The organism is Paenibacillus daejeonensis DSM 15491, from assembly GCF_000378385.1.
Lineage (GTDB): Bacteria > Bacillota > Bacilli > Paenibacillales > Paenibacillaceae > Paenibacillus_D > Paenibacillus_D daejeonensis.
The window spans coordinates 91,553-105,186 of record NZ_KB899678.1 but is presented as its reverse complement, the minus strand read 5'-3'; the positions used below and the strand labels follow the sequence as shown (position 1 = coordinate 105,186).

Genomic DNA, 13,634 nt, shown 5'->3' with positions numbered 1-13,634 from the left:
AGAGGATTCGGGTTGTCGCTCCGGTACCTGCCTCCACGAATCCGAAGAAAGGCTTGCCGCACGATGCGTTTACCTATGATCCGAAGGCCGATGCCTACCAATGCCCTCAAGGCAACCGAAGCGAAAAGAAAAGTTACATTAAGCAAAGCCAAGGCTGGCAATACAAGTTTAATGCAGAACAATGCAACGCTTGCCCTATGCATGAGAGATGCACCACGAGCGAGAAAGGGCGAACGGTATTCCATAGCATTTTTTATGCGCAATATGAACAAGCACGCAAACACAATGCGACGGTCACAGGCGCTGCTGAACTTCGCAAGCGCGGGCGCATTGAGCGAAAGAACAATGAGCTCAAGAACCATTGCGGTCTGGGTAAGGTGTGGACCTGCAGCAAAGAAGCAGCTGCAATTAAAGCGCATCTTGCCGGCATCGTCGTCAACCTCAAAAGGGTCTCCAGGCGCTTTTCGCCTCCCGGTTCGGGGTTAATTAGACATGCAATTTGAGCCAAAACCCACGCACCAACCTCCTCAAACCTAGACTACCTGAAGACCTCTTCCATGCCTGTTTTTCGATATTTCCGCACATATTCTCATTTATTCATAGTTAATAGACAGTCACATATCTGCAGCTATAATACCTTAATCGCCACTTTCTTTGCATTTTTGTGACGATAGCGGCACCTGTGGCCGTTAGAATTGCTAGCTCCTCAAAATAGCCAAAATAAGCGCTTATGTGGCCGTTAGAACAATTTAGAACAAGTTAAAGTCGAGCATAACGCAGCGCAGGAGGTTGCCGTTTTATAGATCTGAGCGGTATGATTGTCTAATCAGATACGGTAGGATGGTGAACCAATGACTAATAAACGGGACACATTTTTCAATTGGGCCAAGGAAAATGGCTGGACAATCATCGAAAATAAGCAGAGTGTACTTCATTTAAACGAAGGTTTTCGAGCCAGATATAAAGACATCCCAACGAGCTATGTAGAGTTTTTGCGTACCGTTAAGCAATGCGTGGCCCCTGATGAGTTGACCTGGTTCCTATGTGAAGACGACTACAACGGTCGTTCCGATTCTGAATTCACGTGGGATGCATTCGAACAACTCAGCTTGGAAGCAGCGATGGATGACACTATCTGGAGAGCAGAAATCACAGCTTGGTGGGATCAGCATTTGCCCATTATGATGTCGGTCGACGGGGGGTATTCGTTCTATGCCATTGAGCTCGCAACAGGCGCGATTGTTCGAGGCTCAGAGCCGGAGTTCGAAGAAGTAGACGTCGTAGCTCATCGTTTGGATGATTTTTATACCTATCTTCAACGGACGTAAGTGAAACATTATCAGTTCATATACGTATTGCAGAGGAAGGAGTGATGTTGAATGAATAGACTGACTGCACTTGAAATACATAATAAAGAATTTGACCGTAAGCTTCGCGGGTACGATGAGGATCAAGTGAACGAGTTTCTGGATCAGATTATCGTAGATTATGAAGCCTTCGAAAAACAGATCCGAGAACTCAAGGAGAAAGTGGCGCAGTTGTCGAATCAATCTGATACAAGATCTCTGAATAGCGCTTCCGACACGAGACAAATCCATCAGCGGATTCGCGAACTCGAAATTTATTGTTTTGGCAATGCAAAGGACTAAACGTACCACGAATCTCCAGGCCTAACAATGGTAAGAACGATGTTAGGTCTATTTTTGATTGTAGTTAAGGTTACAGGAAGGACGTGTGAAATGAAGCAGAAGGTGATTGCCGCTTACGATAAACTGGCGAGGGACTATGAAAAGAATGTAGATACAGCGAGTGGGTTTAATGCGTATTATGAACGGCCGGCCATGATGCAGCAATTGCCCCAGGACATGAACCACCTTGCCGTTCTGGATGCTGGGTGTGCCGCAGGGTGGTATACAGAGCAAATCCTTACACGCGGCGCTCAAGTAACCGCAATCGATCTAAGTCCCAATATGACCGCGGCATGCAAAAGACGTGTTGGCGATCGGGCACAGGTGTTCACTTGTGATCTGGCTGGCCCTCTGCCATTTGAAGAGGATGCGTTTGATCTCATTGTAAGCTCGTTGACCTTGCATTATGTTGACGACTGGGACCTGGCCTTACAGGAGTTTCGCCGGGTATTGAAGCCTGGAGGCTGCCTGTTGTTCTCTGTTCATCATCCCTTTATGGATTTCACACATTTTAATCGACCGGATTATTTTGCTCATGAGCTGCTGAGTGAAGTATGGCACAAACAGGAGTCCGGACCCGTTGAGGTTACTTTTTATCGAAGACCGTTACAGGAAATAATAAATACGACTGCCGCACATTTTAGAATAGAATCAATCATCGAGCCCCAGCCAAGTGCAGATTTTAAGCAGGACCCTGAGGCTAGTGCTTGGTATGACAAATGGTTTGACCGGCTATCTACACACCCCCATTTTCTAATCATCAAAGCCAAAAAAAACGAATAGAAACGCTTGACTCTAACGTTAGGTTATAGTGCATACTTCTGGCTATACCAAACTAGGAGTGAAAACAATGAACATTACAACCTTGCGTTCGGATCATATTTATAAGAGGGTAGCTGAGGCAGCTCCCGAGGACAAGGTGGAGCTCTTCCGAAACGAATTGCTGGCCCCCTATATGAAGCAATGGACTATCCAACAGATTCCTTTTCGGGCAGAGCAGGCAAACGGTTTTGACGTGTTGACCATGAATAATATGATGCATCGCTCCCCCGATCAGATTACCACGCAGATTGCAGCTGAGATTGAGCTCATCTCCTCCGATCGTTTTTGGTTGGAATGTGAGCATGCGGTGAAGACAAGTCTGGGCTTATTTGCGGAAAATGGGGTGCAGCTGCGCGAATCCGACTATTTGTTTACGATTCAGTTAGGGAATCCGGAGAGCCGTGCGTTGGTCATTAACGAAGGATACAGCGGTTTTGGCGGCATTCCAGGGTTCATCACATGCACACTCTTGCCGAATGCCTATACGATCCCTCGCATGAAGGCTGCATTGGCGCATGAATGCAACCACAATGTGCGATATCAGTTTATCCAGTGGGACCACACCGTCAATTTGGGCGAGCTCATAGTCAGTGAAGGGCTAGCTGAGAACTATGCCACGTTGCTTTTTGGGGAGGAATATCTGGGCCCTTGGGTAACGAAAACGAGTGGTGACACACTGAACAACCGCATCAAGCCAGTGCTGCGAGAGAAATTGCAGGTAACAGGCTTTGATCAGTTTGCCCCGTACCTGTACGGCGATGAGCTCGCAGAGCTGCAAGGCTTTAAACCGGTCAATATGCCCTACAGCGCAGGTTATGCTTGCGGCTATCATCTGATTCAATATTATTTGAGAAAAACGGGCCAATCCATCTATGAAGCCACAATCACACCTGCTCATCAAATACTCTACGAAGTCAAAGGATTCTGGGATGAAGAAACGACAATTCGCAGTTAAAGATATCGTTCAGATTACGGGCATCACGAGCCGTACGCTGCATTATTACGACAAGATCGGTTTGCTCATACCAAACCATCTAACGGACAAAGGGTATCGCCTGTATGACCAAAGCAGTCTGGAAAAACTGCAAACGATTATGTTTTTAAAAGAGCTGGATTTTTCGTTGAAGAACATTGCAGATATTCTCAAGCTGTCTCGGCAAGAACAAATTGAAATTGTAAAGCAGCAAAGACAAGCCTTAATAACTAGAAAACAACGACTGGAAACGATGATCGAAGCTGTCGAAGACTATGCATCGGGAATGGCAATTGGTCAATTGAAACTTTTTGATCACTCCTCTACTTTGTCAATACAAGAGCAATATGCAAATGAAGCGAGCTTCCTGTATGGTGAAACCGATTCGTATCAAGAATACCTTGCAACCATGGGGGCTTTGTCCCCAGAGGAACAACAAGCATGCTTTCAATCGATGGAAGCTGTATTCATACAACTGGCAGCCCATATTGATCGGGATCCTTCATCATCTGAAGTCCAGCAGCTAATCGAGGCGTGGAAAAGCAATCTCATGCACTTCATGTCTTGCGATGATGAGTTATTGGCTTGCATTGCCACCACCTACAAATCTGATGGACGATTCAGCAGCTACTTGGCGCAATATGGCAGGGAGGACTTTGCAGATTTTCTGTATGAAGCCATTATGAAATATCTCAATCGATAAGAGCTCAAAAATAGCAACCGGACATCGCTCCGGAAGCTATTTTTTTTGCATACCCATTTTTGCATACCCATTGATTATTGAAACGTGTAGCCGGCCAACACCAGCACGTCGCGTGCATTCTCCAATTGCTCCTCTTTGACAAGCAGATAATCCGTGTTATACGTAGAGACTGCAAATACAGGGATCTTGCGCTCCGCCAGGGGTTTGGTTAACGCATACAGAATGCCTGTCAGTCCAAAGTCCAGCACACCTGACACCTGAATGCAACGCCAGCCATGCTCGGCTTCCTTTCTATTCAGGTGATGAGCCGCGGATGTTGGGCACACGATGGATAACTCATCCTGAGTACGAGTCACGGAAAACCAATCTTGCGAGCTGACGACATCTGGAATGGGCTGATGCGGCTCTAATTTAATCACGGAGAGATTGAGAGGGAGGATGTGTAGGTTCATTTGATTCCATGCTCCATTAAGTGAGTTCTTGGTCCGCTCAGCATCTCATGTTAAAGGGAGGATTGCAAGTGAACGAACATCGGTTTTTCTATTGACTGTACGTTCAGTCTTAAAATATAATGACGATAGCTAATCATTTCATTCGAAGGAGGCTTTTATAATGGATCTTCATTACAACATTCAAGGGGAAGGCTCTCCAATCGTGCTCGTTCACAGCCCGGGAGTCGATTCAAGGGAATGGAGGGAGCTCTTGCGGGAGCTTATGACATCATGGCAGGTGATAACGTATGATTTAAGAGGCACTGGCCAGTCTCCCGCGCCGTTGAGTCCCACCAGTCTTGTAGAAGATCTGCGCGGTTTGCTGGATCATCTTGGGTTGGAGCGGGTGACGCTAATCGGACACTCAATGGGCGGGCAGGCCGTGACGGACTTTGCGCTGACCTATCCTGAGCGAGTGGAACGGTTGATTGTGATTGCCCCGGCTTTGACGGGATTTGTGTTCTCGGATGAATTCAATTCTTGGATGGCCGAGGTGAACGCGTTGGCGCCGAATGTGAACGCAATGGTGGACAAGTCACTGGCAGGACCAAATTATGTTGTGACGATGAACAGTCCCTTTAGGGATTTCGTTCGTGAGATGGCCACACTGTATATGACCAGGGTATTTACGGAATGGAAGAGCTATGAGGTAGTCTGGCCAGAGCCACCAGCGGTCACAAGGTTAGAGGAACTCACTGCCGATACGCTGTTTATTCAGGGTACAATAGAATGGCCAGATATGCGGAAGATCGCTGAGGCGTATCGTCGGGTACCTCAAGTTCGATTCATAGAGCTTGAGGGCGGCGACCATTACCTCACATTGACGCATGCTGCTGAGCTTGCCCGCCATATCCAAAAATTCATACAAGGAGAACCTTCTCGTGCCACGAACCAGGGAAGAGAATGAACGTATACGTCAAGCGGCGAGCGATAGAATTCGAACAGCAGCTATGGAGATTTTTATTGAACGCGGATATCACCATGCATCCATCGATGATATTGCCAGCCGGGCTGGCGTTTCAAAGGGCTTGCTCTATAATTACTTCAAAGGCAAAGAAGCGCTCCTCGCGAGTATGGTGCAATACAGAATCGACCAGATTAACGAGGTCATGCAGTCCGCCGCGAACCTGACGGATCCAACGGAACAGCTAAGATCAATCGTCGATGGCGCCATGGATGGCGTCAGGGAGCAGCCAGATGTATACCGTTTCTATTTGCATTTACAAACCCAGCCGGCCGAAGATAAAGTGCTGTTCAAGTACAGCGAACAGTTAAAACAAGCGACCTCAGACCATTTTGAGATCCAGTGCCGTTTATTCGAGAATTTAGGTGCTGCCGATGCCCGCCTGCAGTCGCTGTATTTTTCCTCCACACTTACAGGCATGATGCTGATGATCGCGACCTATCCTGAGGGATATCCCGTCCAGGCTATGAAAGAACAGATCATGGACCAGTTCTGCCCGAAGTAAAGAAGACACTTATCTGCACTTTTTTCTGGCTGTTGAAATAGATAACCTACAGTCACGGATCGATCTTCCGATCGCTGTTGTCCCCAGATTTCTCGATTGTTAACCGCTATAGCGGTTGAAATCCGGGGACAAAGGCGAACGCTTCGCTTCTCCAGATTCGATTCCGTGCCTCTCCGGCTCTTCTTCAACAACTTACTTTTTGCGATTGATGTATACCTCGCATACAACTCAAGCAAGATAATCATGAGGTGATACATATGAGAAGGGGCTGGATGATTGCTGCTTTTCTAATTGCGACAATGTTTATTGAACAGTCCGCAGATGCCATGCATTTAAAAAATAGGGCTCCAAGTCATAAAGACTCTATTGAATGGGTATCTTTTTCGACTTTTCCAACTACGAGAGAAGCACAATTAGAGTACATGTTGACATTGGAATTACAACGAAAGGTTTTATGGGCCCTCCAAGAGAATAACTATCTAGAGCCTGGAATAGACAACCCGTATTGGTTTGACCCATTTGAAGTCTCAATGATGAGACAAAATGAACATGGCTTTGCTGAAATAGTAGTCACAGCAAGAATACACGACATTGTAAATCAAGAAATCGAGAAGAAATATGATTCGTATATCATTTCGTTTCGACACGATTACGATGCTGGATTTTTTGTTACAGGCGTGAAAAAACAGAGTGGATTGGAAAGCGAGTGATAGCTGAATCAGCAGCCGTCCGCAATAAGCTTGATTTTTCATATGTATTTAGCCTTTAGGGAGCGTAGGTGCCCAAATAAGCTTGAAATTTCAAGCTTATGAAGCGATTTTCGTGGTTTTCGCCAGAATAAGGTTGAAAATTCGTGTTTCGCTCGATAGATGAATCCTGTAAGCGCAAGGAAGCAAAAATAGCCTGCTGATAAACCTCAACAGACAAATAGAACCCACACGACTCGTGGGTTTTATTGGTTCCGCTATTCGTTGCTAGGTAGGTGAAGTCTCCAACGACAGCGGCGCAAGCGCGTGGGTCTGGTCAAAGTAGATAAACGCATCATAGCGTTTGGATACGACGGTGGGCACGTAGTTGCCGCGTTCGCGCTCGGGATGATAGACGACGCCGATGGCCCGATGGCCGAGTGCAATATTGTCCAAGATCGCCGTGTCCCCTGAGAACAACAGCATCTTATCCTGCGCGCCAGCCCGGTGCAGCAGCTCTTCCCACGTCTTCTCCATCGCAGCGGGAACCTGCATTGCTTGAGCAGGACTGCCCCATGCACTCCCAGCGATGACGGTCCCTTCATAGGTGCCATACCCTACGGCAAACACCTGGTCGCCATGCTTCTCGCGAAGCAATTGGCCAACATTCACCATGCCTTCTAACGCCATGTCTGTCCATCTCGCATCCCCGATATGTGTATTATGCTCCCACACGACTGCACGAGCATCTGAACCGTGAAACGCCATCAGTTTCTCCAGCGAAGTCACCATATGACGATCCCGAACGTTCCACGACTCTGCATCATGTTGAATCATGGTCCGGTAATACGCCTCCGCTCCTTGAACAGCCAGTGCGTTCAGCTCTGCACTTAGTGCATCTTCCTGATCGCCGTCATCTGTCTGCTGCCATTTGCCCTGAAGCTTCCGCAGCAGCGCCACAACTTCATCCTGACACCCTTCCCCATAGAAAGCCGCCGCAACTCCGTACTGCTGTCCTTCCCGGTTGTGTCCGCCAAAGCACTCAAACACCTCTTTCGCTGCTTGAAGCTCCGTGTTCGCGTGCTTCTCTAGATAGCGCAATATTTCATCCAGTGACTCCCACAAGCTGTATACATCAATGCCGTAGAAGCCTGCCTGCTCCGATGCCGGCTTATCCGAATTGTAGTCCCGCAGCCATTCCGCGAGCGCCAGAATCTCTTCGTTCGCCCACATCCAGGAAGGCCATCTTGCAAATTGACTCAAGGCATCACGAGCGTCGGTTCCAGCGTCTGAGCGACCCTTCACATAACGGTTCAAGGCGTAGCAGGAGGGCCAATCGCCCTCCACGGCAATAAACCGGAACCCGTGCTCTTGGATCAGCTTCTTGGACCATTCTGAGCGATCCTTATAATACTCGGAGGTTCCGTGTGAGGCTTCACCGAGCAGCACGTACTTCGCCTTGGCCATCTTCGCAAGCAGCGCAGTTAAGCTCTCCTCCGAGGGATAGGGTGAGGCATTTTTTTGGATCATCTCCACTACACGTTGTTCCATAGCATTTGCCCTCATTTCCATACGCAAATTGGGTGAACGAGCCAACTAAAGTTTTCCCAGCTCCAGACTTACTATGCAAAATGAAGTATACTAGAAGGACTGTCTATTAGGTGGAGGAAGCGCATGATTACTCGTATTTCTTTGTTCAAAAAACTGATTCTGGCTCTACTCCTGATGTTCCTGGCGATCGTTCTGATCTTCTGGTGGACCTATCAGTTGAATGTTAAAGATATTCAACAGGAGCTCCGTGAAAATAAGCTGGGGGAAGTAAGATTTGTCACCTCTCAATTAACGTCGCAGTTCGAACAGATCTTATTCAACGTCCAGACACTCTCTGAAGACCAATCCGTACGACAATACCCCTACGCGCTGGTGTATGGCGACGACTATTCCCGTTATGAGGCCAAGCTGACCTTGATTGATAAACTGGCCTTGAACAGTGCCTCAACCGCTTGGAACAACACGATTGTGCTTTATTATCCGGAATACGAGCAGAAAGTGACGTTAAATAACCAGATGGCCTCCCAGCCTTTCGAACTGCCAAAAGGGGCTTACAACGAGTGGTTTATTCAGAAGAACTTAGAGGGGGAGGACGACTATGTCCTACTGACCTCCGGCCGTAGAAGTCCGCTCATTATCGAGACCCGGATCTCGCTGGATACGCTACGCCGGCTGTTGTCCCAATATACGTCGGGGAATCCGCTACTGTACAATCCGCGCCTGCAAAAGGTGATTCATGCCGATGCATCCCTTGAATCAGAGGCCGATAACAGCCATATATTGTCACGAATTCAGGAGGATAGCGGATATTTTCATGAAATGATCGACGGCACCAATTACCTGGTTACCTATATGAGATCCGAGTTGTCCGATTTCTATTTCGTCGACTTCCATCCTGTCTCTGCATTGACTGAGCCGATTCGGCGCAATAACCGCTTCTTCGTCGCATCACTTATCGCGTTGCTCGTTATTTCAATTCTGTACAGTCTCATGCTGCGCAGACAGGTAGAGCAGCCTGTTCATAAGCTGCGCAAGGCCATCGACCGCTTTGACAGAGGGGATTATAAAAGCCGGGTCGAGCCGATTCAGTCCGAGGAGTTCCACTTGCTCGGCAGCTCATTTAACCGGATGGCCGAGAATACACAGGTAATGATTGAACAAATATTGCTCGGTGAACTGGCAGTGAAGGAAGCGCGTCTGCGACAATATCAGTCCCAGATCAACCCACATTTCCTATACAATTGTCTGAACTATATTCAGAGCAAAGCCAGTATCGCGGATCATCAGGCTGTGACCGAGATGACCTTGCAATTAGCGACATACTATCGTTACATCCATAAGGTTGAAGAGGCAAGCGCCACGGTAGAAGAGGAGCTGGCCTTCGTCGAAAGCTATCTCTCGATTGTGCATATGCGCAAAAAATCGATTACCTTCCATATCGATGTTCCCAAACCGATTCGCCAATTGCGTATGCCAAGAATGATCCTGCAGCCGCTGGTCGAAAATTGTGTTCAGCATGGCATAGAGCCGGCTCTTGAACCCGGGCGCATTGAGATCAGGGCTCGACTAGAGGGCGATCTCTTGCAGATCAGCATTGAAGATAATGGGGTGGGAATTGAGACGGACCGGCTACAGCTAATCACTGGACATATGGAAGAGTTCACTGTTACAGAGAAGCGAATCGGCGTTGGTGTCCGCAATGTCAATCAGCGGCTGAAGCTGTACTGCGGCACTCGTTCAGGATTATCGATTGAGTCGGAGCAGGGGATGGGGACCAAATATACGATCACGATGGAACAGCAGGAGGACGAACATGCTTAATCTATTGCTAGTGGACGATGAAGCTTATGTCATTGACGACTTGGAGATTGCCTTTCCGTGGCAGCGTTATGGGATCGAAAAGATCTACAAAGCCTACTCCGGCTTGCAAGCTCTGGAGATGGTGGAGCGGCACCCTATCGATCTCGTCATAACGGATATCGCCATGCCCGTCATGAACGGCCTGGAGTTGATTGCACGAATCAAGCAGCTCCAACCGGATCTGGCTTGTATTCTGTTGACTGGGTTCGCCGAGTTTGAGTATGCCAAGGAAGCCATCCAGCAAGGAGTCGTAGAATACCTGATTAAACCACTTGACCATAAGAAACTGGCGGCTTGTCTGGAAAAAACGACGGTCAGCCTGATCGAGAAGCGGGAGCAGGCGGATTCCTATCGGCAAGCACTCCATAGCTTCCACGAGCATCTCCCGGCGCTCAAGGATAAATTGCTGAACGAGCTGCTGGAGAGACGTCCATATACCAATGATCAGCTTCAGGAGAAGTTAACGGAATACAAACTGCAGATTCATGAGGGTGACAGGATCTCCCTGTTACTCGTGCGGCTGGAGGAGCGGTTTAATCGCTATGGCGAGCACAGCCTGACGCTATTCGAATACGCGGTAACCAACATTGCTACCGAGCTGTTCGGTGATCGGTTCGAGGTATGGCACGCCAAGGCGTCCCACGGCTACCTTGTATTCGTACTGTGGCCGAGCCTGATGCAACCGGAGGTTTCCACACCCTGCATGACAGCAGAGCTAAGTGAGCGATCGCGGCAACTGCATGCCAATGTGAATGAATATTTGAAGGGTGGAATCAGTGCCGTCCTGACCGAACCCGGAATATTCCGCCAGGATCTCGTTCCGATGCATGGAAGTGCAGTATCTGCACTTCGAAGTCAGGTAGGGGAGGGGAGCGGGTACTTTCTGTCCTTGGCGGAGCTTCCAAAGAAGGTGCGCTTTCAATCGTTAAGCTCGCTGTACGAGCCTCCTATGTTCAACCAACTGCTGGAAGCCGGGCGATGGGATGAGTTCGACGAACGCTTGAAGCGATTGGCTTCAGAGTACGACGCACTTCATGGCCCGACAGTCGAGCATCTGGATGAAATTCAGAGCGTTCTGATGTCTGCCTTCCATTATGTAGCCCATACGAACCGTGTGCTGCTGACGGAGCTGGTAGGAGATGAGTTGACGCACCGAACGCTCTTCCGCTCCCTGACCCAATTGCTTCAATGGGCGAGGGGAATCGCCAATACGCTGCGGGATAAGCTGGAGACCAGGTCGGTCAGTCAACATGATGCCTTACTGCACACGATCGAAGCCTTTGTCAGCGAGCGGCTCAGCTCAATCAGCCTGCAGTCGATTGCCGATCATGTCCAGCTGCATCCCGTGTATGTGTCCAAGCTGTTCAAGCAGTTGAAGGGGATCAGCATCAGTGAATATATTCTGCGGGTGAGAATGGAGCAAGCGACGTATCTACTCAAGCATAGCCAGGATAAGATTTACGCTATAGCCGAGAAGGTAGGATACTCCAACTCCCAATACTTCATTAAAGTGTTCCGCGATCAATTCGGCAAGACACCCCAGGAGTATAGGGATCATAGCTGAATCTTATGTAAAAAAACAGGCGAAGCCATCTAACTGGCTTCGCCTGTTTCAATAAGACCATTATTTTACGCTGTCATACCATTCATTGACTTCCTTCGTAATGTCCTCGCCTCCAGAGGAGAGGTAACGTTCTACGAACGAATCAAAGTCATCGAGCGGCGTGCTGCCGTAAATGATTTTGTTGATGACTTCCTTCTCCAGCTTGTCCAGCATGTCGCCTTTGGAGAGCATGGTCTTGGTAGGTGCACCAGAGAACATGGTCATCATGGTCGTATCCTTCTGATCGATAACAATCTTGGCTGCCCGAATCTGCTCCGGAATCGATTGCGCCAGAGTTTCTTCGTACAGCGTCTCCGGCTCCTTGCCATCCGCCAGCTCTGCCAGCGTGTTCAGTCGCAGGGAAGGAATAATGGCACCGTCAAATCCAAGCGTATAACGAATGGCATCAATCCAGCCGCCTGGAATCTTGTCACTGTCTTGCTCCCGGTAAATCTCGCCATTTGGTCCAAAGTCATAGTCATAGCCTTCGGCGAATCCATACTCAAATTCGCTGTCTGCTGAAGGATTGGCCCAATTCTCATACAAGTAATTCTGGTAGACGAAGAAAGCATCCTTGTTCTTCATATCTTTATTAATGAGGATCGCTCCTGTACTGGTTGGCGTGCCGTGTCTACCGACTTTACCGTCCGGACCTGCTGGAAGCGGATAAGCCTTGTACTCTGCACCAGGTACGTTTTGCTTGACATCAGGGAGCGGCCAGCCGGTCATCCAGTAAGGTCCAACAATGATGCCCGACTTGCCAGCTGTGAACGCCTCCGCAGCCTTCGGCTCATCATGCAGACCGGCTTCTTTGTCGATGTAACCTTTGGCCATCCAGTCCTTCATGCGCGCCAGACCTTCCTTAATTTCCGGTTGAATCGTACCCCACTGGAGTTTACCCTCATCCGTCAGATTCCACTGGTTCGGCATGGCGCCGAACATCCCGAAGATCCAACCTGCATCGGACATCCATGTGTTCAGATCGTTCTTGAAACCAATCGAGAGTGCAATAGTATCATCTTGCCCGTTGCCGTCGGGGTCCTGATTGACAAAAGCGTCCATGACCGTCTCCAGCTCGTCGAGCGTAGTCGGTGCTTCCAGACCTACCTTTTGCAGCCAATCCTCACGGATATACATGACCGGATCATTATTGTAGGCATTCTCGAGAATCGGAATCGCCATTCGCTTGCCGTCACGAATATACGGGTTCCATACGGAAGGGTCTTCCGCCATCGCTGCTTTGTACGTATCGGATGCATATTTGTCGAATAGTTCACCAGCATCAGCGAATTGGCCCGATTCAATGAGATCACTGGTTAGGGAGCGCGCGCCACGGAAAGCAATGATATCCGGCATTTTTTGACCCGAGGTCAGCATCAACCGCAATTTCGTTTCATAGGCGTTGTTCTGCTCGCTGACGGTCCAGAGGTACTTAATATCGATGTTGAAGCGCTCTTTGGCCCAGCGGGTGTGAACATTATCTTCGATGTTTTCACCGTTTTTGAACTTGATCGAGCTGGTGATTGGAAAGACCGTCGAGATCGTCACCGGCTCGGTATATTTCCCGTCTTCAAATGGCGCGGAGTAGAAGCCGTCTCCTTCATTCGCACTACCTGTGTCATTGGTGTTATTGTCGCTGCTTGCACATGCGGACAGCGCACCTGCCAGCATCGTTGAGGCCATAAGAACCGCTAAAGGTTTTTTTAATTTATTGCTCATGTGGTGGTACCCCCTAAAATTAATAGTCACTCTATGGATGATGATAAAACGTGTGGCATTTCATTCCCG

Annotated in this window: 13 protein-coding genes and 1 pseudogene; 11 read left to right on the top strand and 3 right to left on the bottom strand. The window is 48.7% G+C overall.

Going from position 1 to position 13,634, the window contains the following annotated elements:
- The 6 genes and pseudogenes from F556_RS0130450 to F556_RS0130425 form a co-directional block, all read left to right on the top strand.
- On the top strand, positions 1 to 503 hold a 503-nt coding region (locus F556_RS0130450; RefSeq protein WP_026297593.1), incomplete at its 5' end, for a transposase.
- 348 nt (positions 504 to 851) lie between these two features.
- On the top strand, positions 852 to 1,328 hold the full coding sequence (locus F556_RS0130445; protein ID WP_020620798.1) for an SMI1/KNR4 family protein: 477 nt from the start codon (positions 852 to 854) through the stop codon (positions 1,326 to 1,328).
- Between the two features lie 51 nt (positions 1,329 to 1,379).
- A pseudogene (locus F556_RS38970) lies at positions 1,380 to 1,556 on the top strand (DivIVA domain-containing protein); the annotation flags it as partial.
- Positions 1,557 to 1,739: 183 nt separating this feature from the next.
- On the top strand, positions 1,740 to 2,471 hold the full coding sequence (locus F556_RS0130435) for a class I SAM-dependent methyltransferase (protein ID WP_020620796.1): 732 nt from the start codon (positions 1,740 to 1,742) through the stop codon (positions 2,469 to 2,471).
- 67 nt (positions 2,472 to 2,538) lie between these two features.
- Positions 2,539 to 3,465 (top strand): DUF2268 domain-containing putative Zn-dependent protease, encoded by a 927-nt coding sequence (locus tag F556_RS0130430; protein WP_020620795.1) that lies wholly within the window; start codon positions 2,539 to 2,541, stop codon positions 3,463 to 3,465.
- Entirely contained in the window at positions 3,440 to 4,186 is a 747-nt protein-coding gene (locus F556_RS0130425) for a MerR family transcriptional regulator (RefSeq protein WP_020620794.1), read from the top strand. Before F556_RS0130430 ends, F556_RS0130425 begins: the two co-directional genes overlap by 26 nt.
- 74 nt (positions 4,187 to 4,260) lie before the next feature.
- On the opposite strand, the gene F556_RS0130420 is transcribed toward F556_RS0130425, so the two are convergent.
- The gene (locus F556_RS0130420) at positions 4,261 to 4,605 is read right to left on the bottom strand and encodes an ACT domain-containing protein (protein WP_245583166.1); all 345 of its coding nucleotides are present in this window, start codon (positions 4,603 to 4,605) and stop codon (positions 4,261 to 4,263) included.
- 193 nt (positions 4,606 to 4,798) lie between these two features.
- On the opposite strand from F556_RS0130420, the gene F556_RS0130415 reads away from it, so the two are divergent.
- The 3 genes from F556_RS0130415 to F556_RS0130405 all read left to right on the top strand — a co-directional run bounded on the left by F556_RS0130415 (position 4,799) and on the right by F556_RS0130405 (position 6,856).
- A complete protein-coding gene (locus F556_RS0130415) occupies positions 4,799 to 5,584 on the top strand; it encodes an alpha/beta fold hydrolase (RefSeq protein ID WP_020620792.1) in 786 nt (261 codons plus the stop codon).
- Positions 5,559 to 6,146: a TetR/AcrR family transcriptional regulator gene (locus F556_RS0130410; RefSeq protein WP_020620791.1), complete on the top strand. Its 588-nt coding sequence runs from the start codon at positions 5,559 to 5,561 to the stop codon at positions 6,144 to 6,146. Before F556_RS0130415 ends, F556_RS0130410 begins: the two co-directional genes overlap by 26 nt.
- Before the next feature lie 257 nt (positions 6,147 to 6,403).
- A complete protein-coding gene (locus F556_RS0130405) occupies positions 6,404 to 6,856 on the top strand; it encodes a hypothetical protein (protein ID WP_020620790.1) in 453 nt (150 codons plus the stop codon).
- 264 nt (positions 6,857 to 7,120) lie between these two features.
- On the opposite strand, the gene F556_RS0130400 is transcribed toward F556_RS0130405, so the two are convergent.
- A complete protein-coding gene (locus tag F556_RS0130400) occupies positions 7,121 to 8,383 on the bottom strand; it encodes an erythromycin esterase family protein (protein ID WP_020620789.1) in 1,263 nt (420 codons plus the stop codon).
- 123 nt (positions 8,384 to 8,506) lie between these two features.
- Between F556_RS0130400 and F556_RS0130395 the strand changes: the two genes are divergently transcribed.
- Positions 8,507 to 10,204 (top strand): sensor histidine kinase, encoded by a 1,698-nt coding sequence (locus tag F556_RS0130395; RefSeq protein WP_020620788.1) that lies wholly within the window; start codon positions 8,507 to 8,509, stop codon positions 10,202 to 10,204.
- A complete protein-coding gene (locus tag F556_RS0130390) occupies positions 10,197 to 11,807 on the top strand; it encodes a response regulator (RefSeq protein ID WP_020620787.1) in 1,611 nt (536 codons plus the stop codon). The genes F556_RS0130395 and F556_RS0130390 overlap by 8 nt, the downstream gene beginning before the upstream one ends.
- 60 nt (positions 11,808 to 11,867) lie before the next feature.
- Here F556_RS0130390 and F556_RS0130385 read toward each other — a convergent pair whose 3' ends face one another.
- A complete protein-coding gene (locus F556_RS0130385) occupies positions 11,868 to 13,565 on the bottom strand; it encodes an extracellular solute-binding protein (RefSeq protein ID WP_020620786.1) in 1,698 nt (565 codons plus the stop codon).
- Positions 13,566 to 13,634 lie beyond the last annotated feature (69 nt).